Consider the following 19,072-nt stretch of genomic DNA (forward strand, 5'->3'; position numbering starts at 1 on the left):
CGCGCGTCCCGGATGTACCGACACGTCAGCGTTCACGTGTCAGAATTCGCATTGCGATGAGACTCCCCACTTTGCGCCGTACCCGGTCGCTGACAGTGCCCGGTGTCGTTGGCGTGGCCCGGCTCGACACCCGCACGAAGAACCTCACCAAGCGCCTGCGCCCAGGCGACATCGCCATCGTCAACCACCTCGACCTCGACCGGGTGAGCGCCGAGGCGCTGGTCGCCGCGGGCGTCGCGGCGGTGGTCAACGCCGCCCCCTCGATCAGCGGGCGCTATCCCAACCTCGGCCCGGGAATCCTCGTGTCGGCCGGCATCCCACTCGTCGACGACGTGGGCATGGAGGTCTTCGCCAAGGTCGGTGAGGGAGACACCGTCCGGCTCGACGGACCGAGCCTGATCCGTGGAGATGCCGAGGTCGCCTTCGGTTCGGTGCAGACCCTCGAGACGGTCACCAAGGCGGCCGACGACGCCCGGGCCGGTCTCGCCACGCAGTTGGAGGCGTTCGCCGCCAACACGATGGAGTACCTCCGCCGTGACCGCGACCTGCTGCTCGACGGTGTGGGCGTTCCCGACATCGCGACCGAGGTCGAGGGACGGCACGTCCTGATCGTCGTTCGCGGTTACGACTACCGCGAGGACCTCGTCGCGCTGCGCTCCTACATCCGGGAGTACCGCCCGGTGCTCGTCGGTGTCGACGGTGGTGCCGACGCGCTGCTCGAGGCTCGATTCAAGCCTGACATCATCGTCGGCGACATGGACTCCGTGTCCGACACGGCGCTGCGCTGCGGGGCCGAACTCATCGTGCACGCCTACCGCGACGGGCGGGCGCCCGGTTCCGACCGGCTCGAACGGCTCGGCCTGGAGTCCCGCATCTTCGCCGCGACGGGCACCAGTGAGGACGTCGCCATGCTCCTCGCCGACTCCAAGGGGGCGGCACTCATCGTCGCCGTCGGCACCCATCTCTCGCTCGTGGAGTTCCTGGACAAGGGTCGTGCGGGCGCGGCGAGCATGTTCCTGACCCGGCTTCGGGTAGGCGGCAAGCTCGTCGACGCCAAGGGCGTCAGCCGGCTCTACCGCTCGCGGATCCAGACCTGGCAGATCGTCATGCTGCTGGTCGCGGGTCTGTTGGCGTTCCTGGTGGCGCTGGCCGCCACTCCAGCGGGCCAAGCCTGGCTCGAGGTCATCGGCATTCGATGGAATGACCTGATCTACTGGTTCCGGGGTCTGTTCACGTGATCGACTTCCGCTACTTCCTCGTCTCGATCGCCGCCATCTTCCTCGCGCTCGCGGTCGGTGTCGCCCTTGGCGCGGGGCCGCTCAAGGGTGAGCTCGACCAGCAGTTGCGCGCCACCATCGAGTCCCTGGGCAAGGAGAAGGACGGCCTTCGCCAGGAGATCAACGCCCTCCAGCAGGGTGACAAGTACCGCGACTCCTTCGCCGCCGACCTCGCCCCGAGCCTGGTCAAGAACCGCCTTGCCGGCGAGAAGATCGTCGTGGTCGCGCTGCCGGACGCCAACCGCGGCCTGGTCAAGGACGTGCAGGACAGCCTTCGGGCCGCGAACGGCACCGTCACCGGCACCGTTCAGATGACGGCGAAGTGGGCCGATCCAGAGCAACGTCAGTTCGTCGACGACCTGGCGGCCCGGCTGGTGACCGGCGACGTGCGCATGCCGGTCGAAGGGTCGGCCTACGACCGGGCCGGCATCGTGCTCGCGCGAGCCCTGGTCACCCGCGACGCCCAGGCCGCCGGCCGTAAGGACGCCGCGACCCCGACCATCATGGGGGCGTTCGGCGAGGGCGACCTGGTCGACGCCGACAGCGACCTGCCACAGGCCGACCTCGCCGTGGTGGTCGCGCCGCCGATGCCCAAGGGTGGAGAGAAACCCGATCCCGCGGCCAACGACGCGTGGGTCGCGTTGGCCCGTTCCCTCGACTCCGCGAGCCAGGGCGCGGTCGTCGTCGGCGACACGTCCTCCGCGACCGAGGGCGGTGTCCTGGCGAGCCTGCGCAACAACGCCCAGGCCAGTGCCCAGGTCTCCTCGGTCGACGTCGCCAACCTCACCAGCGGCCGGGTCGCCGCGGTCTGGGCGTTGGCCGAACAGGCGGGCGGCGGAGTCGGACAGTACGGCGCGGTCGGCACCACGGACGGCGCGCTGCCGAAGGCGGCAACCGGCCCATGAGACCTACGCCGGACCCCCGGACCCGGGCCCGTGCCACCACCCTCCTCGCCGCCGCTGCGGCGGCGGTCGCGGCCCGCGGCGTCTTCCGGGTCTGCCGCTCTCGCCCGCCGGGAGGCTCGGCCCGCTGGACGCGCACGAACCACCGCGGCGAACAGGTGAGCCTGCTGCTCGGTCCGGCGGCCGTCGCCGCAGCCGCGGCGACCACCGCGGTCGCACCCGGTCTGGATCGCGGCGAGCGTCTCGCCGGCATGGTCGCGGTGCTGGGCAGCGGGGCGGTAGGCCTCTACGACGACCTCGCCGGCACCACGACCGTGAAGGGGTTCCGCGGCCACCTGCGCGCCCTGCGGCGCGGGGAGGTCACCAGTGGACTGGTCAAGATCGCCGGTATCGGCGCGAGCGGGGTGCTCGCGGCCGCGGCGCTCCGGGAGGGAAGCCGCGCCCAGCGCACCGACGGGGCTCGTTCCGCGTCGGGACCGACCGCACTCGTCGACACCCTGGCCGACGGCGCTCTCATCGCCATGGCCGCCAACGTCGTCAACCTGTTCGACCTGCGCCCGGGCCGCGCCCTGAAGGTCGTCCTCGCCCACACACCCGCGCTGCTGGCCGCCGCGGGTCCCGCGCTGGCGGCACCGGTCGGAGCCGCGGCGGGGCTGGTGGCCGACGACCTCGGCGAACGCGGCATGCTCGGCGACTGCGGTGCCAACGCGCTCGGCGCCGGCATCGGCGTGGCCATCGCCGCACGCGCGCCCAGGCCGTTGCGCTGGGCGGCTCTCGCCGGCCTTGTGGGGCTGACACTCGCGGCCGAGCGGGTATCGTTCACCGCCGTGATCGAGGCACACCCGCCGTTGCGCCGGCTCGACGAGCTGGGCCGACGCAAGCCCAGCCGATGACGACCACGCGGGAGCCGCGGCAAGCGGGCCCGCGTGCGTGGGGGGCCGGTCTCGCCCGCGCGGCCGTGCTGGTCGCGGCAATCACGGTCGCGGCCCGGGTGGTGGGCTTCGGGCGTTGGCTCGTCTTCTCCAAGACCGTCGGTGACACCTGCCTCGGTGACGCGTACAACACCGCGAACCAGCTTCCGAACGTCACCTTCGAGATCGTGGCGGGCGGTGCCCTGGCCTCGGTGGTGGTGCCGGTCCTCGCGGGTGCCCTCGCCCAGCCCGATGGAGCGGGTCGGGCCGACGCCGAACGCACGCTGTCGGCTCTGCTGTCGTGGACGCTGCTCCTGCTCACACCGGTCGCGCTGCTCGCGGCGGTTCTGGCCGGGCCCTACGCCGAGTTCATGCTGGCCGGACACCCCGGCTGCTCCGACTCGACGGGAGCACTCGCGACGCGGATGCTGGTCGTCTTCGCGCCGCAGGTGTGGTTCTACGGAATCGCGGTGGTGCTCTCCGGCGCCCTGCAGGCTCAGCGTCGGTTCGTCGCCGCCGCGGCCGCGCCGCTGGCCAGCAGCGTCGTCGTGGTGGCGGCGTACGCCGGCTTCGGCCTGCTCGCCGACGGACGGCTCGGAGCGGCGGAGGTGCCCGGCGCCGCCATCGGCCTGCTCGCCGGTGGGACGACCCTCGGCGTCGTGGCGCTCGCCGTCACCGTGTCGGTGCCCTTCGCCCGGACCCGGCCGCGGGTGCGGCCCACCCTCCGCTTCCCCGCCGGCGTGGGCCGGCGGGTGCGCGCGCTGGCGGCGGCCGGCATGGTGGCGCTCGTCACCCAGCAACTCGTCGCCCTCCTGCTGACCTGGCTCGCCAACCACCGGGGCGACTCCGGGACGCTGACCCTCTACACCTGGGCGTACGCGCTGTTCACGCTGCCGTACGCCGTCCTCGCCGTGCCCGTGGCGACCACCGTCTTCCCGCACGTCTCCGCGCTCGCGGGGGACCAGGGGGCTCGACCTGCCCCCAGCGCCGACGTCGACGCGGTCGCGTCCGTCGCGACCCGGGCGGTCCTCCTGCTCGGAGCCCTTGGCGGTGCACTGCTCGCGGGTACAGCGACGCCGGTCGCCCGGCTCTTCGTCCTCGGCCCCGGGTCCGGTGCGACGTCGTCGTTGGCCGACGCGTTGGTCACGTTCGCTCCCGCGGTGCCCGCGCTCGGGGTCGTGACGCTCGCCAGCCGGCTGCTCTACGCGCGCGGCCACGCCGCGTGGAGCGCACTCGGCACGGCGACCGGCTGGCTCGCCGTGGCCGCCGCCGCGGTGCTCCTCACCGCACGGCTGTCCGCGGACGCCACGACCGCCGCACTCGGCGCGGCGACGTCCGTCGGCCTCGCGGTCGGCGCCACCGTCCTGGTCGTCGGAGTCCGGCGCAGGACGGGGCGGGCGGCGATGCGCGGCCTGCCTCGGGGGTTGCTGGCCGGTAGCCTCGCGGGAGTGGTGTCAGCAGCGGTAGGCGATGTGGTGGGTCGGGGGTTCGCGACGGTGGGGTTCGCGGCAGCGGTTCTGGGAGCGGTGGTCACCGCGGTGACGGTCGTGGTCGTCTTCGGGGCGCTCGTCGCCCTGGTCGACCGGAGGAGCGCGGCGCTCGTGGTGCGCCGGGTCGTCCGCCGTCCCGTCGGGGACGCGGAGTGAGTGGTCCCCGCGTCGCACTGGTCCTGGGACCGAGCACCGGGGGCATCGGACAGCACGTCCGCTCGCTGGCGCTCCGGCTGGTCGACGAGGGGTGCGACGTGCGCGTCCTCGGTCCCGCCTCGACGGGGGAGCGCTTCGGGTTCGGGGAGCACGTGGAGTTCGTCCCGCTCGAGATACCCACGCCCGGCTCGGTCTGGCACGGCCGGACCCTCCTCGCCGACACCGACGTGGTCCACGCGCACGGTCACGCGGCCTCAGCGGTCGCCACACTAGCCCTGCGCCGTACGACACCTCTCGTCGTCAGCTGGCACAACACCGTCACGGCACGAGGGTGGCGACGCGTCCCGTTGCGGCACGCCCGGCAGTGGGTGGTTCGCCGGGCGCGGGTCGTGCTCGGTGCGTCGGCGGATCTGGTCGAGGAGGCGACCGCCCTCGGAGCCGCGGACGCCCGACTCCTGCCGGTGGCGGCTCCCTCCCTCGAGCCGGCCACGCGCGAACGCGACGAGGTGCGGATGTCCTGGGGTCTCGCCCAGCGTCCACTCGTCCTCGCGGTCGGACGCCTCGCGCCGCAGAAGAGGTACGACGTCCTCCTCGACGCGGTCGCCCGGGTGTTCGCCCGCGACGCGATCCCGCCGCTCGTCGTCATCGCGGGCGACGGGCCACTGCGCGAGCCGCTATACGAGCGGATCCGACGGGAGCGGCTGCCGGTCCTGCTGGTCGGGCACCGCTCGGACGTGGCCGAACTCCTCGAGGCCGCGGACGTCGCCGTCCTCACCAGCGACTGGGAGGCACGCGCGCTGGTCGCCCAGGAGGCGCTGCGAGCGGGGGTCCCCCTGGTGGCGACGGCGGTCGGCGGCATACCGGATCTGGTGGGTGACGCCGCCCTCCTGGTGCCGCCGGGCGACCCGGAGGCGGTGGCGGCGGCGCTCGTGGAGGTCATCGAGCAGCCGGCGGTGGCGGCGCGACTGCGGGCGGCCGGACCGCCGCGAGCCGCGACCTGGCCCGACGAGGACGAAACCGCCCGGGAGATCCTGAAGATCTACCGCGAGGTCGTCACCCCGCGTGCTTGAACCGCGGCGGATCTCTGTCGAGGCCGCCCACCGCTCCGCCGAGCGGACGGATCACCTTGCACTCGGTGAGGCCCCGGCTTCCGATGGTGGCGAGATCCTGCGCAGATGCCCCCGTTCGACTGCTTCGTCCCGGTGGGCGGCGTGGTGTGTCGTAGGTTGGCTGCTGCTTGATAGGCTGAAAGCCCGTGGACATGCTGGATTCCGCCCGGGTTTCCGGCCCCGACCGACCACGGGGAGTTGCTTTGGCCGCCTCTTCGCCGACTAGGCATGTGTTCGTCACAGGGGGCGTCGCCTCCTCTCTTGGTAAGGGCCTCACCGCCTCGAGCCTCGGAAATCTGTTGAAGGCGCGCGGACTACGCGTCACGATGCAGAAGCTCGACCCCTACCTCAACGTCGATCCCGGCACCATGAACCCGTTCCAACACGGGGAAGTGTTCGTGACCGGCGACGGCGCCGAGACCGACCTCGACATCGGGCACTACGAACGGTTCCTCGATGTCGACCTCGGCCGTAGCGCCAACGTCACGACCGGACAGGTCTACTCGAGTGTGATCGCCAAGGAACGCCGCGGCGACTACCTCGGCGACACCGTCCAGGTCATCCCGCACATCACCAACGAGATCAAGGCCCGGATCAGGGCGATGGCAGCCCCTGGGATCGATGTCGTCATCACCGAGATCGGCGGCACCGTCGGCGACATCGAGTCGCTGCCGTTCCTGGAGGCCGCCCGGCAGGTGCGTCACGACGTCGGCCGCGACAACGTGTTCTTCCTGCACGTCTCGCTGGTTCCCTACCTCGCGCCCTCCGGTGAGCAGAAGACCAAGCCGACCCAGCACTCGGTCGCCCAGCTCCGCAGCATCGGCATCCAGCCCGACGCGATCGTCTGCCGGTCCGACCGGCCGATCCCGACCGGGGTGAAGCGCAAGATCTCGCTGATGTGCGACGTCGACGAGGAGGCCGTGGTCGCCTGCCCGGACGCGCCGAGCATCTACGACATCCCGAAGGTGCTGCACACCGAGGCGCTCGACGCCTACGTCGTACGCCGGCTCAACCTGCCGTTCCGCGACGTCGACTGGACCGAGTGGGACGAGCTGCTGCGGCGGGTCCACCACCCGGCCGACGAGGTCACGGTCGCGTTGGTCGGCAAGTACATCGACCTTCCGGACGCCTATCTGTCCGTCACCGAGGCCCTGCGCGCCGGCGGGTTCCGCCACGACACCCGCGTCAACATCCGCTGGGTCCCCTCCGACGAGTGCACCACCACGGAGGGAGCCGCGAAGCATCTCGCGGACGTCGACGCGGTGTGCATCCCCGGTGGGTTCGGCGTCCGCGGCGTCGAGGGGAAGATCGGCGCGATCACCTACGCCCGTGAACACCAGCTCCCGACGCTCGGCCTGTGTCTCGGCCTGCAGTGCATGGTGGTCGAGGTCGCCCGGAATGTCGCCGGCCTCGAGGACGCCAACTCCAGCGAGTTCGAGGTGGGCTGCGCCCATCCCGTGGTCGCGACGATGGAGGAGCAGCGCGACATCGTGGCGGGTGCGGGAGACCTCGGCGGGACGATGCGACTCGGGCTGTATCCCGCCAAGCTCGCCGAGGACACGCTCGTCCGGCGGGCCTACGGCGAACCGTACGTCGAGGAGCGGCACCGGCACCGGTACGAGGTCAACAACTCCTATCGCACCCAGCTCGAGGAAGCCGGGCTCGTCGTCTCGGGCGCGTCGCCGGACGGACGCCTGGTGGAGTTCGTCGAGCTGCGTCGCGACCTGCATCCGTACTTCGTGGCGACCCAGGCGCACCCGGAGCTTCGCTCCCGCCCGACCCGCCCGCACCCGCTGTTCGCCGGGCTGATCGAGGCCGCGCTCGTTCGCCAGCGCGAGATGCAGCTTCCCGTCGGTGACCTCGCGGTCGCCTACGCCGAGGACAGCGACGGTGCCCCCGCGAGTGTGGTCGAGGATCCGGACGAGCCCGCCGACGGTGTGGGTGCGTGGTTCCAGGCGGGAGCGCGGCCGTGACCGCCGCCCGCGGCAACGGTCGCACGCCGGAAGCGGGGGGCGAGCTCGGTGACGCCCCGGAGCGCTGGCCGGTCGAGTCCTCGGCCTTCTCCCTGCGCACCGGCCGGGTCATCGACATCCGTGAGGACGTCGTGGCCTCCGGTGGGCAGCGCTTCACCCGGGACGTCGTGGTGCATCCCGGCGCGGTGGGCATCATCGCACTCGACGAGCAGGAGCGGATGCTGCTGGTACGCCAGTACCGCCACCCGGTGGGGCAGCGGCTCTACGAGCCGCCTGCCGGGTTGCTCGACATCGAGGGCGAGGACTACCTCGCGGCAGCCCAGCGCGAGCTCTACGAGGAGGGTCACGTCCGCGCCCGCGACTGGAGGGTGCTCGTCGACGCGTTCACCTCGCCCGGCATGACGACCGAGTCCCTGCGGATCTACCTCGCCCGTGGCATCACCGACGTGCCGCCGCAGGATCGCCACAACGGCATCGACGAGGAGGCCGACATGCCGGTCTCGTGGGCGCCGTTGGCGGACGTCGTCGCCGGTGTGTTCGCCGGCCGGTTGCACAACCCGACGTTGGTGATGGGGTCCATGGCGGCGTGGGCGGCACGCAACGGTGCCGGCTACGACGCTCTGCGCGCGGGCGACGCGCCGTGGCCCGTACGCGACGAGATCCCCTACGACCTGCTGGCCCGACCACCGCTCAGATGTCGACGGTTCCGCCGCTTCGCCAGTAGACGGCGTACTCCCTGGTCATGAAGCCCTCGTCGACCAGGAAGCGGCGGAGCTCGGCGAAGTCGTCGTACACCAGTGAGAGCATGTCGTTGACGTCCTTCTCCGGATAGCGGACGCCGGGCTCGAAGAGCCGGGCCACGTAGTCGAGGAGGACGCGGCGGCGGGAGTACTTCGCGGGCATGGCCACGATGCGACCGTCGCGGACGAACGCACGGAAGAGCTTCTCGGTCTCCGGGTCGGCGTCGGGTGGCATCGCCAACCCGCCTCCGGTGGCCGCTTCGAGCCCCACGCGTTCCTCCTCCGCCTCGCCGGCGACGCCCGGTCGGACCGCCCGCTTCACCGGCGTCGCTGCAAAAACCGTGCCTAGTCTCGCAGCCCTCGGCGGCCCGGTGCCCGGGTTTTTCCCGGCCGGGCCTACCGTCGGTCAGCATGACGGACGTCGCTCGACCCACCGCAGGGGCCCAGTCAGGTAACGGCCGAACCCCGGACCTGGCCGGCCGTACCGCAGTCGTCACCGGTGGCGCCGGCGGCATCGGCCGCGCCTGCGCGCTGCGGCTCGCGGCGGCCGGCGCCCACGTCGTCGTACTCGACCGCGACGCCGACGGCGCGTCGGCGGTCGCGGCCGAGGTGGGCGGCGAGGCCCGCGTCGTCGACCTGGGCGTTCGGTCCGCCCTCGACGGGATCACCGTGGACGCTGACATCCTCCTCAACTGCGCGGGTCTCCAGTACGTCGCGCCGGTCGAGGAGTTTCCGGTGGAGATGTTCGCGCTGATCCAGCGGGTGATGCTGGAGGCTCCGTTCCGCCTGGCGCGGGCGGTCCTGCCCGGGATGTACGCGCGGGGTTGGGGCCGGCTCGTGCACATCTCCTCCGCGCACGGGCATCGGGCATCGGCGTTCAAGTCCGCCTACGTCGCGGCCAAGCACGGGCTGGAGGGTCTGTCGAAGGTCCTCGCGCTGGAGGGCGCCGGCCGGGGCGTCACGTCCAACACGATCTGCCCGGGGTACGTGCGGACCCCGCTGGTGGAGAAGCAGATCTCGGCCCAGGCCGCGGTGCACGGAGTCGAGGAGTCGGCGGTCCTGGACGACGTCCTGCTCGCGCGGACGCCGGTGAAGCGGCTCATCGAACCCGCCGAGGTGGCTGAACTCGTCGCCTTCGTCTGCGGTCCTGGTACCGCCTCGCTGACCGGAGCCTCGCTCAGCCTGGACGGCGGATGGACCGCGTCCTGAACGCGGAGGTCGCCCGACGACGTGTCGACCGGGCGACCTCGAGGCGCAGCGGCGGCCGTCAGATGTCGCGGAAGGTCTCGATCTGGGCGCCCAGCTGGTTGAGCCGTTCGGCCAGGTCCTCGTAACCGCGGTTGATGACGTAGATGTTGCGGAGCACCGAGGTGCCCTTCGCCGCGAGCATCGCGAGCAGGATGCACACGGCCGGACGCAGCGCGGGCGGGCAGATGACTTCCGTGCCCGACCAGTGGGTCGGCCCCTCGACGTAGATCCGGTGCGGGTCGGCCAGCTTGACCCGTGCGCCGAGCCGGTTGAGCTCGGTCAGGTGGATCGCGCGGTTTTCGTAGACCCAGTCGTGGATCAGGGTCGATCCCTGCGCCGTCGCCGCGATCACCGCGAAGAAGGGCACGTTGTCGATGTTGAGGCCGGGGAACGGCATCGGGTGGATCTTGTCGATGGGAGCGTGCAGCTGCGACGGGTAGACCGTCACGTCGATCAGCCGGGTGTGCCCGTTGACCGCGGCGTATTCCTCGCTACGGGAGAAGTGCAGCCCCATCTCCTCCAGCTGGGCCAGCTCGATCTCCATGAACTCGATCGGCACCCGCCGGACCGTCAGCTCGGAGGAGGTGACGATGGCCGCGGTGATCAGGCTCATCGCCTCGATCGGGTCCTCCGACGGCGCGTAGTCGACGTCGCGGTCGATCTCGCGCACCCCGTGGACGGTGAGGGTGGTCGTGCCGATGCCGTCGATCCGGACCCCGAGTTCGGTCAGGAAGAAGCAGAGGTCCTGAACCATGTAGTTGGGGCTGGCGTTGCGGATGACGGTCACCCCGTCGTGCCGGGCGGCGGCCAGCAGGGCGTTCTCCGTGGCGGTGTCGCCGCGCTCGGTCAGCACGATGGCCGACGGGGAGACGGTGCGGTCGACCTCGGCGTGGTAGAAGCCCGCGGTGGCCTTCACCTCCAGACCAAACTTCCGCAGCGCGACCATGTGCGGCTCGACGGTGCGGGTGCCGAGGTCGCAACCGCCGGCGTAGGGAAGCTTGAAGCGGTCCTCGCGGTGCATGAGCGGACCGAGGAACATGAGCACACTGCGGGTACGTCGGGCGGCGGCGACGTCCATGCTGTCCAGGTCGAGCTGTGCGGGCGGGACGATCTCCAGGTCGTTCTGCGCGTTCAGCCACCGGGTACGGACGCCCATGCTGTGCAGGACGTCGAGGATCCGGTTGACCTCCTCGATCCGCGCGACCTTGCGCAGCGTCGTCCGCCCGTTGTTGAGCAGCGACGCGCACAGCAGGGCGACGCAGGCGTTCTTGCTCGTCTTCACGTCGATGCTGCCGGAGAGCTCGCGGCCACCGACGACCCGCAGGTGCATGGGTCCCGACGTGCCGAGTGAGACGATCTCGCTGTCGAGTGCGTCACCGATCCGGGCCAGCATCTCGAGACTGAGATTCTGATGGCCGCGTTCGATCCGGTTGATCGCACTCTGGCTGGTGCCGAGTGTCTCTGCGAGCTGGGCCTGGGTCCAGCCACGATGCTGGCGTGCGTCCCGGATCAGCGTGCCGATCCTGCGCAGGTAGTCCTCGATCATGAGGCGAGACGATATCTCACATGTGAGGTAGATCGTCATCAAGGGGGCGGCGTGTCGTCCCAATTTGGGCGTGTCCATCAAGATCGACTTGCGCGTCATGGCATCAGGTCGAAGATTGCTGTCGTCGTCGAGCGGTTCCTCCCCGCTCACCTCCGCGTCCACCCCCGTCCGCTGCTGTCCGCTCCGGGGAGGTCATCCCGGGCAGAGCGCGTCGACGGCGCGTTCCACGTCCCGCTCGGTGTTGTAGACGTGGAACGACAGCCGCACCCGGCCACCACGAACGGCGGCCCGGACACCCGCGGCGGCGAGCCTGCGCTCGGCGTCGGCGACATCCGTCGAGACGATCGCCGAGTCACCCGGAGGAAGCCCCAGGCCCGCCCGGAACCCGTTCGCGAGCCCCACGTCGTGCGCGTGCACCTGCTCGACGCCGAGGTCCACCAACAGCTCCATCGCGGGCGCGGCACCGACGAAGCTGAACCACGCGGGGGAGAAGTCGAACCGCCGCGCGTCGTCGGCCAACCGGAGTGGCGGGCCGTAGAAGGAGTCGTGAACGTCCGCACCGGCGTACCACCCGGCCTGCAGTGGTCGGAAGCGGTCGCGGACAGCGGGGGAGAAGTAGCCGAACGCGGCGCCGCGCGGCGCCATCAACCACTTGTATGCCGAGGCCACCACCACGTCGGCGCTCGCCCACGAGCGGGGAAGCCAGCCGACCGCCTGGGTGGCGTCGACCACTACCAGGGCGCCTCGTTCGCGGGCGGTCTGGACCAACCGGTCGAAGTCCGCCACCTCCCCGGTCGCCGACTGGACCGCGCTGAAGGCGACGACCGTCGTACGCCGGTCGACCGATCGCACCAGGTCGTCCGTGGGCACGGTCACGACGTCCACGCCTCGGTCGGCGTGCACCAGCCACGGGAAGAGGTTGGACGTGAACTCGACCTCCGGCACGACCACGCGAGCGCCTGCGGGCAGCGCCGCCGCGACCGGGGCGAGCAGGCCGGACACCGTACTGCCGACCGCGACGTCGCCAGGCGGGGCACCGACCAGGCGGGCGAACGCGGCCCGGGCGCGCTGGGTGGAGACGTCCCAGGGCTCCCAGCTGGATCGGCCGACGCGCCAGTCGGCCAGGGCGGCCTGCAGCGCGGTCCAGGCCGGTCGCGGCGGCAGGCCGAAGCTCGCGGTGTTGAGCCAGCCCGGCTCGGCGTTCCAGAGTTCCTGCGCGTCGGCGAGGTCCATGACGGTCATCCTGCCCGGCCGCCGATCCTGTCGGAGGGTCGCCGAGGCCTGATCACCGTGGCGACGCGTGCGCCACGCGTGCGTGAGGGTCGGTGCCCGCCGCTCCCGCGGATTACACTCGGCCCCGCCACGACAGGTGCGTTTCCGGCCGGTCGCGGCCGTAGGTGGCATGGCAATGACGCCCTGTCGCGTGAGCAAGTGGAAGGTCTGAGCGACCGTGAAGATCGGTGTCCCGAAGGAAGTCAAGACCCACGAATACCGTGTCGCGCTGACCCCCGCCGGGGCGCACGAACTTGTCCGACACGGGCATGACGTCGTGGTCGAGCGGGGTGCGGGCGCGGGGTCGTCCATTCCGGACCAGGAGTTCGAGCGTGCGGGCGCCCGGATCCTCGGCTCCGCCGAGGACGTCTGGGGCGCGGCCGATCTCGTGTTGAAGGTGAAGGAACCGGTCGCCTCGGAGTACAACCTGCTCCGCAAGGGACAGGTGTTGTTCACCTACCTCCACCTCGCGGCGTCCCGCCAGTGCACCAACGCACTGCTCGACTCGGGCATCACCGGCATCGCCTACGAAACCGTCCAGCTTCCCGACGGCTCGCTCCCCCTGCTCGCGCCGATGAGTGAGGTCGCCGGCCGGCTCGCTCCCCAGGTCGGTGCCTACCACCTGATGCGCCAGGGCGGCGGCCGCGGCATCCTGATGGGCGGCGTGTCCGGCGTCTACGCCGCGAAGGTCGTCGTCATCGGTGCCGGCGTCTCCGGTCTCAACGCCGCCGCCATCGCGCTCGGCATGCAGGCCGAGGTCCTCCTCCTCGACAAGAACATCGAACGCCTCCGCCAGGCCGACCGGGTCTACCGCGGCCACCTGCAGACCGTGGCGTCCAACGCCTACGAGGTGGAACGCGCGGTGCTCGACGCCGACCTCGTGATCGGCGCGGTGCTCGTGCCCGGCGCGAAGGCACCGACCCTGGTCACCAACGACCAGGTAGCGCGGATGAAGTCGGGCAGCGTTCTCGTCGACATCTCGATCGACCAGGGCGGCTGCTTCGAGGACTCCCGACCCACCACCCACGACGAGCCGACCTACCGCGTCCACGACTCGGTCTTCTACTGCGTGGCCAACATGCCGGGCGCCGTCCCGCACACCTCGACCTACGCGCTCACCAACGTCACGCTGCCCTACGTCCTGGAGTTGGCCGACCGCGGCTGGCAGGAGGCGTGCCGCGCCGACCCGGCGCTCGGGCTCGGGCTCAACACCCACGAGGGTCATCTCGTCAACGCCGCGGTCGCCGAGGCGCACGGGCTGCCGCACGCCGACTTTGCCGGGGTGGTGGCCTGAGTGACGGCCACCGGGGTGGAGCGGGCTGTCACCGGCTACCTCAACCACCTCAGCGTCGAACGCGGGCTCGCGCCCAACACGCTCTCGTCCTACCGGCGTGACCTGCGCCGGTACGCGGAGTTCCTGGCCTCGCGCGGACTCGACCTGGCGGACGCGGTGGGGCCGGACGACGTGACGGCGTTCCTCGCGCGCCTTCGGGAAGGTGACCCCGACCACCCGCCGTTGGGTGCGAGTTCGGCGGCACGGACCGTCGTCGCGGTCCGGGGGTTCCACCGGTTCGCGCACCGGGAAGGGCTGGCGGCGGCCGACCCGGCCCGCGACGTACGCCCGCCCGCCCCGCCGCGGCGGCTGCCCAAGGCGCTACCCGTCACCGACATCGAACGCCTGCTGGAGGCGGCGAGCACCGGTGACACCCCGCTCGCGCTCCGCGACCGCGCTCTGCTGGAACTCCTCTACGGCACCGGCGCCCGCATCTCCGAGGCGGTCGGGCTCGACGTCGACGACCTCGACCTGGACGCGGGCGCCGTCCTGCTGCGTGGCAAGGGCGGCAAGGAACGCCTCGTGCCGGTGGGGTCGTACGCCGTCTCAGCGGTCAGGGCCTACCAGGTCCGGGCCCGTCCCGCGCTCGCCGCCGGGGGCCGGGGCACGCCGGCGGTGTTCCTCAACGCCCGTGGTGGCCGGCTGTCCAGGCAGAGCGCGTGGACGGTGTTGCGGCACGCGGCCGAACGCGCGCAGGTCAGGACGGAGGTGTCTCCGCACACGCTTCGCCATTCCTTCGCCACGCACCTGCTCGACGGTGGTGCCGACGTGCGCGTCGTTCAGGAACTCCTCGGACACGCGTCCGTCACGACGACCCAGGTCTATACCCTCGTCACCGTCGACAAGCTGCGCGAGGTCTATGCCGCGACACACCCCCGCGCACTGGCGTAGAAACCCTGCATTGGGTCTACCGTCTTAGGAAGCACGGCGCACGCGCCGCAGGGATCGCAGGGGCGAGACCAGTCGGCTCGGTGCCCTGACTCACCTCCACGTCCGACGTCAGGTGAGACTAGAGTCACCGAACCGCAGAGTGCACCTGAGGTATGGGCCCAAGAATGTGGCAGGAGGTTACGCGAGCCGTGAACGACTCGATGAACGGTCCCAGAGCCGAGTCTGCCCAGCTGTCCCGTGACGTCCAGGCAGAGATGCCGGACGACGGTGCGCTGGAGGAGACGACGCGGGCTCGGGGCAAGTTTCCCGAGCCGCCGCCGCTGGAGAGTCATGGGCCCGCGCGCATCGTCGCGATCGTCAACCAGAAGGGCGGCGTCGGCAAGACGACGACCGCGATCAACCTGGGTGCCTCGCTGGCCGAACTCGGCCGTCGCGTCCTGCTGGTCGACTTCGACCCCCAGGCCTCGCTGACGATTGGGCTCGGGATCGACCCGCTGGCCCTCGACGCGTCCACCTACGACATGGTCATCGACCGTGAGATGGGCGCCGAGGACATCCGGGTCAAGACCGGGATCGACGGGATGGACCTGCTTCCGTCCGACATCTCGTTGTCCGGTGCGGAGATCCAGCTCGTCTCGGAGGTCGCGCGGGAGACCACGCTCGCCCGTGAGCTCGAGGTGATGCGGCCGGAGTACGACCTGATCCTGATCGACTGCCAGCCCTCGCTCGGTCTGCTCACGGTCAACGCCCTGACCGCGGCCGACGGTGTGATCATCCCCCTCGAGTGCGAATACTTCGCTCTGCGTGGCCTCGGCTTCCTCGTGGACAAGACGATCCGAACCGTCCAGGAGCGGATCAATCCGAAGCTGCGGATCGAGGGCATCCTCGCGACGATGTTCGACATGCGTACGTTGCACGCGCGAGAGATTCTGGAAGAGGTGGTGGAACGCTTCGGCGAGACCGTGTTCCACACGATCATCTCCCGGACCGTACGCTTCCCCGAGACCAACAAGGTGGGGGAGCCGATCACTACCTACGCGCCGAGCAGCCTCGCGGCCGAGGCTTACCGCCAGCTCGCCCGCGAACTGCTCAGCCGTATGGCCTGATCGACTGACAGCCCAAGCATTGACCTTCGTGACAGACCCCGTGACCGAACCCTCCGATGACGCCGTCCCCGATGTGCTGCCCGAACGCCGAAGCAGCTTCACGGTGCGACTGGACAACTTCGAGGGACCCTTCGACCTGCTCCTCGGCCTGATCTCCAAACACAAGCTGGACGTCACCGAGGTCGCTCTCTCCGTTGTCACCGACGAGTTCATCGCCTACCTCAAGGCCAAGGGGCCGGAGTGGGACCTCGACCAGACGACGGAGTTCCTGCTCGTCGCCTCGACTCTGCTCGACCTCAAAGCCGCCCGGCTGCTCCCGCAGGGCGAGGTCGAGGACGAGGAGGACCTCGCGCTGCTGGAGGCGCGTGACCTGCTGTTCGCCCGGCTGTTGCAGTACCGCGCGTACAAGCAGGTCGGGACCCTGCTCTCGGCCCGGATGGCGCAGGAGGCTCGGCGGTTCCCGCGGGCGGTCGGGCTGGAGGAGCGGTACGGCAAGTTGCTCCCGGAAGTCCTGATCGGGATCGGCTTGGACGATTTCGCCCGACTGGCGGCGAAGGCGCTGCGTCCACGGCCGGAGCCGATCCTCTCCCTGGCGCACATCCACGCCCCTCGGGTCAGCGTGCGCGAGCAGAGCGCGGTGCTGATCGAACGCCTCCGGCGGATACGCTCGACGACGTTCCGGGCGCTGGTCGCCGACTCGCCCAACCTGGTGACGACGATCGCGCGCTTCCTGGCGCTGCTGGAACTGTTCCGCGAGGGCGCCGTGACCTTCGAGCAGGCCGAGGCGCTCGCCGAACTCACGGTGCGCTGGTCCGGAACCGACGACGGTGACATCACGGTCAGCGACGAGTTCGACGAGAGTGACACGGCAGAAGGCGGGACGGGGACCGCGGCAGAGGATTCGACAGGAGAGGCGACATGACCGGTGCCGAGGACGACGCGCCCCAGAGCCAGGGCGTGGCGCCGCCCTCCGGTGCGGAGGTTCCCGCCACTGAGGTGGCTGAGCCGGCCGAGGTGGCTGAGCCCGCTGAGGTGGCTGAGCCCGCTGAGCCGGCCGAGGTGGCTGAGCCCGCTGAGCCGGGCGAGGTGGCTGAGCCCGCTGAGCCGGCCGAGGTGGCTGGGCCCGCTGAGGTGGCTGAGCCCGCTGAGGTGGCTGAGGTGGCCGAGGCTGGGGACCAGGACGACGACACGCTCGACATCTCCGTCCCGGGTGACCTGAACGGTCCGATCGAGGCGATCCTGCTGGTCGTCGACGAACCCCTCTCGCCCGTGACCCTGGCGCAGGTGCTGGGCCGGCCACGTCCGGAGATCGAGGAAGCCCTGCGTACCCTGTCGGCCTCCTACACCGAGGAGGGCCGTGGGTTCGACCTGCGCGAGGTCGCCGGCGGCTGGCGCCTCTACACCCGGGAGAGGTACGCCGAGGTCGTCGAGCGGTTCGTCCTCGACGGACAGCAGGCCAAGCTCACCCAGGCGGCGCTGGAGACACTGGCCGTGGTCGCCTACCGCCAGCCGGTCAACCGCGCCCGGGTCTCCGCGATCCGAGGCGTCAACTGCGACGGTGTGATGCGTACGTTGGTGACCCGTGGCCTGGTCGAGGAGGCTGGCGCGGAGGGGGAGAGCGGCTCCACCCTGTACCGCACCACGTCGTACTTCCTCGAACGCCTCGGCGTCCGCTCGCTCGAGGAGTTGCCCGACCTCGCGCCGTACCTCCCCGAGATCGACGACATGGACGCCGAGCAGGGGGACGCGCTCGGCGGAGGATCAGGGGCGGTGGTTCCCGAGCAGGCCCGTGGTTCGGGTCAGGACGAGTTGGAGAAGGAAGACTCCTCGTCCGACCTCGCGCCACCGCCGGACGAGGACATCGAGACCGCGGCCAACGAAATGCCGCACGCCTTGGACGACGCCGCCGATCAGCCGATCGACGACGCCGCCGATCAGCCGATCGACGAGGGCGACGAGCCGATGGACGAGGGCGACGAGCCGATGGACGAGGGCGACGAGCCGATGGACGAGGGCGACGAGCCGATGGACGAGGGCGACGAGCCGATGGACGAGGGCGACGAGCCGATCGACCAGGGCGCCTCGTCGGAGGCGGAGGACCAGGTCGCGCCTTGGACAGGAAGCGAGGAAGAGTCTGAACCTCACGTTGAGGTCGAGCTGTCTCCCGAGGACGAGGCCTGGTCTGAACCTGAGGTCGAGCCTGAGTTCGAACCTGAGGTCGAACCTGAGGTCGAGGTCGAGCCTGAACTCGAGACCGGGACCGAGACCACGACTGAGTCCGGGACTGAGGTCCATGGTGAGGTCGATGACGAGGCGGACGCGCAGTCGCGCGACGTCGACGTACGGCATGGGCAGTAGGCGCGGATGAGCGAACAGGAAGGCATCAGGCTTCAGAAGGTGCTCGCGCAGGCTGGCGTCGCCAGCCGGCGGGCGGCTGAGGACCTCATCGTTGACGGGCGCGTCGAGGTCAACGGCGCGGTGGTCACGGTGCTCGGAACCCGCGTCGATCCAGAGCGCGACGTCCTGCGCGTCGACGGCGAACGGATACCGGTCGACGTCACCAAGGTCTACCTCGCCCTCAACAAGCCGCGCGGAGTGGTGAGCACGATGAGCGATCCGGAGGGCCGCCGCTGCCTCGGCGACCTCGTCCAGGACCGTGCGGAGCGACTGTTCCACGTCGGCCGGCTCGACACCGACACCGAAGGACTGATCCTGCTCGTCAACGACGGCGAGTTCGCCCACCGGATGGCGCACCCGTCCTACGGCGTCCAGAAGACCTACCTCGCCGAGGTCGCCGGGCCGGTGGCCAACCGGGTCGCCCGGCAGCTGCGTACCGGCGTGGAGCTGGAGGACGGGCCGGCGAAGGTGGACAGCTTCCGGATCGTGCAGCAGTCGAACGGCAAGGCGCTGGTCGAACTCGTCCTGCACGAGGGTCGCAAGCACATCGTCCGTCGCCTGCTCGCCGAGGTCGGCCACCCGGTACGCCGGTTGGTCCGGACGGCGATCGGCCCGGTGAAGCTCGCGGACCTGCGGCCCGGTGCCATGCGTCCGCTGACCCAGCGCGAGCTCGGCACCCTGCTCGACACCGTCGAGCTCTGAGCGGACCGCCCACCCCTGC

Annotated in this window: 17 protein-coding genes; 14 read left to right on the forward strand and 3 right to left on the reverse strand. The window is 70.9% G+C overall.

Annotated elements, in window-relative coordinates; all coding sequences use genetic code 11:
* Window positions 1-56 precede the first annotated feature (56 nt).
* The 7 genes from steA (at window position 57) to HEB94_RS30960 (ending at window position 8,564) form a co-directional block, all read left to right on the forward strand.
* Window positions 57-1,238, forward strand: coding sequence for a putative cytokinetic ring protein SteA (gene steA / locus HEB94_RS30930; RefSeq protein ID WP_192753142.1), 1,182 nt, complete (start codon window positions 57-59; stop codon window positions 1,236-1,238).
* Entirely contained in the window at window positions 1,235-2,182 is a 948-nt protein-coding gene (locus tag HEB94_RS30935; protein ID WP_192753143.1) for a copper transporter, read from the forward strand. Before steA ends, HEB94_RS30935 begins: the two co-directional genes overlap by 4 nt.
* On the forward strand, window positions 2,179-3,072 hold the full coding sequence (locus HEB94_RS30940; RefSeq protein WP_192753144.1) for a hypothetical protein: 894 nt from the start codon (window positions 2,179-2,181) through the stop codon (window positions 3,070-3,072). Before HEB94_RS30935 ends, HEB94_RS30940 begins: the two co-directional genes overlap by 4 nt.
* Entirely contained in the window at window positions 3,069-4,736 is a 1,668-nt protein-coding gene (gene murJ / locus HEB94_RS30945) for a murein biosynthesis integral membrane protein MurJ (RefSeq protein WP_192753145.1), read from the forward strand. The genes HEB94_RS30940 and murJ overlap by 4 nt, the downstream gene beginning before the upstream one ends.
* The gene (locus HEB94_RS30950) at window positions 4,733-5,806 is read left to right on the forward strand and encodes a glycosyltransferase (RefSeq protein ID WP_192753146.1); all 1,074 of its coding nucleotides are present in this window, start codon (window positions 4,733-4,735) and stop codon (window positions 5,804-5,806) included. The genes murJ and HEB94_RS30950 overlap by 4 nt, the downstream gene beginning before the upstream one ends.
* Window positions 5,807-5,997: 191 nt before the next feature.
* Window positions 5,998-7,818 (forward strand): CTP synthase, encoded by a 1,821-nt coding sequence (locus tag HEB94_RS30955; protein ID WP_420481608.1) that lies wholly within the window; start codon window positions 5,998-6,000, stop codon window positions 7,816-7,818.
* Window positions 7,815-8,564: an NUDIX hydrolase gene (locus tag HEB94_RS30960; protein WP_337918066.1), complete on the forward strand. Its 750-nt coding sequence runs from the start codon at window positions 7,815-7,817 to the stop codon at window positions 8,562-8,564. Before HEB94_RS30955 ends, HEB94_RS30960 begins: the two co-directional genes overlap by 4 nt.
* On the opposite strand, the gene HEB94_RS30965 is transcribed toward HEB94_RS30960, so the two are convergent.
* Window positions 8,509-8,880 (reverse strand): DUF2087 domain-containing protein, encoded by a 372-nt coding sequence (locus tag HEB94_RS30965; protein ID WP_337918067.1) that lies wholly within the window; start codon window positions 8,878-8,880, stop codon window positions 8,509-8,511. The two genes, HEB94_RS30960 and HEB94_RS30965, sit on opposite strands and share 56 nt — an antisense overlap.
* Window positions 8,881-8,969: 89 nt before the next feature.
* Between HEB94_RS30965 and HEB94_RS30970 the strand changes: the two genes are divergently transcribed.
* Window positions 8,970-9,767 carry a 3-hydroxybutyrate dehydrogenase gene (locus HEB94_RS30970; RefSeq protein ID WP_192753148.1) on the forward strand — a complete coding sequence of 266 codons (798 nt, stop codon included), beginning with the start codon at window positions 8,970-8,972 and terminating at the stop codon, window positions 9,765-9,767.
* A gap of 58 nt (window positions 9,768-9,825) precedes the next feature.
* Here the strand turns inward: HEB94_RS30970 and HEB94_RS30975 are convergent, their stop codons facing one another.
* Both HEB94_RS30975 and HEB94_RS30980 read right to left on the reverse strand, forming a co-directional pair.
* Window positions 9,826-11,352 (reverse strand): helix-turn-helix domain-containing protein, encoded by a 1,527-nt coding sequence (locus tag HEB94_RS30975; protein ID WP_192753149.1) that lies wholly within the window; start codon window positions 11,350-11,352, stop codon window positions 9,826-9,828.
* Between the two features lie 192 nt (window positions 11,353-11,544).
* Window positions 11,545-12,585: an aminotransferase class V-fold PLP-dependent enzyme gene (locus HEB94_RS30980; protein ID WP_192753150.1), complete on the reverse strand. Its 1,041-nt coding sequence runs from the start codon at window positions 12,583-12,585 to the stop codon at window positions 11,545-11,547.
* Between the two features lie 217 nt (window positions 12,586-12,802).
* On the opposite strand from HEB94_RS30980, the gene ald reads away from it, so the two are divergent.
* The 6 genes from ald to HEB94_RS31010 all read left to right on the forward strand — a co-directional run bounded on the left by ald (window position 12,803) and on the right by HEB94_RS31010 (window position 19,053).
* Window positions 12,803-13,918, forward strand: coding sequence for an alanine dehydrogenase (ald, locus tag HEB94_RS30985; protein ID WP_192753151.1), 1,116 nt, complete (start codon window positions 12,803-12,805; stop codon window positions 13,916-13,918).
* Entirely contained in the window at window positions 13,919-14,848 is a 930-nt protein-coding gene (gene xerD, locus HEB94_RS30990; RefSeq protein ID WP_192753152.1) for a site-specific tyrosine recombinase XerD, read from the forward strand.
* Window positions 14,849-15,036: 188 nt separating this feature from the next.
* Complete coding sequence (locus HEB94_RS30995) at window positions 15,037-15,954, forward strand: ParA family protein (RefSeq protein WP_337918068.1); 918 nt, start codon at window positions 15,037-15,039, stop codon at window positions 15,952-15,954.
* A 28-nt stretch (window positions 15,955-15,982) separates the two neighbouring features.
* Window positions 15,983-16,876, forward strand: a complete 894-nt coding sequence (locus HEB94_RS31000; RefSeq protein WP_420481549.1) for a segregation and condensation protein A — start codon at window positions 15,983-15,985, stop codon at window positions 16,874-16,876.
* Window positions 16,873-18,312, forward strand: coding sequence for an SMC-Scp complex subunit ScpB (scpB, locus tag HEB94_RS31005; protein ID WP_192753154.1), 1,440 nt, complete (start codon window positions 16,873-16,875; stop codon window positions 18,310-18,312). The genes HEB94_RS31000 and scpB overlap by 4 nt, the downstream gene beginning before the upstream one ends.
* 6 nt (window positions 18,313-18,318) lie before the next feature.
* Window positions 18,319-19,053: a pseudouridine synthase gene (locus HEB94_RS31010; protein WP_192753155.1), complete on the forward strand. Its 735-nt coding sequence runs from the start codon at window positions 18,319-18,321 to the stop codon at window positions 19,051-19,053.
* Window positions 19,054-19,072 lie beyond the last annotated feature (19 nt).

It is taken from the genome of Actinopolymorpha pittospori (genome assembly GCF_014873875.1).
GTDB classification, from domain to species: Bacteria; Actinomycetota; Actinomycetes; order Propionibacteriales; family Actinopolymorphaceae; genus Actinopolymorpha; species Actinopolymorpha pittospori.

Excerpts from the sequence above, each read along its gene's own strand:
- HEB94_RS30955 (WP_420481608.1), top strand. The coding sequence starts at position 5,998 with ATGCTGGATTCCGCCCGGGTTTCCGGCCCCGACCGACCACGGGGAGTT.
- scpB (WP_192753154.1), top strand. The coding sequence starts at position 16,873 with ATGACCGGTGCCGAGGACGACGCGCCCCAGAGCCAGGGCGTGGCGCCG.
- HEB94_RS30940 (WP_192753144.1), top strand. The coding sequence starts at position 2,179 with ATGAGACCTACGCCGGACCCCCGGACCCGGGCCCGTGCCACCACCCTC.
- HEB94_RS31010 (WP_192753155.1), top strand. The coding sequence starts at position 18,319 with ATGAGCGAACAGGAAGGCATCAGGCTTCAGAAGGTGCTCGCGCAGGCT.
- HEB94_RS30980 (WP_192753150.1), bottom strand. The coding sequence starts at position 12,585 with ATGGACCTCGCCGACGCGCAGGAACTCTGGAACGCCGAGCCGGGCTGG.
- HEB94_RS30970 (WP_192753148.1), top strand. The coding sequence starts at position 8,970 with ATGACGGACGTCGCTCGACCCACCGCAGGGGCCCAGTCAGGTAACGGC.
- murJ (WP_192753145.1), top strand. The coding sequence starts at position 3,069 with ATGACGACCACGCGGGAGCCGCGGCAAGCGGGCCCGCGTGCGTGGGGG.
- HEB94_RS30975 (WP_192753149.1), bottom strand. The coding sequence starts at position 11,352 with ATGATCGAGGACTACCTGCGCAGGATCGGCACGCTGATCCGGGACGCA.
- steA (WP_192753142.1), top strand. The coding sequence starts at position 57 with ATGAGACTCCCCACTTTGCGCCGTACCCGGTCGCTGACAGTGCCCGGT.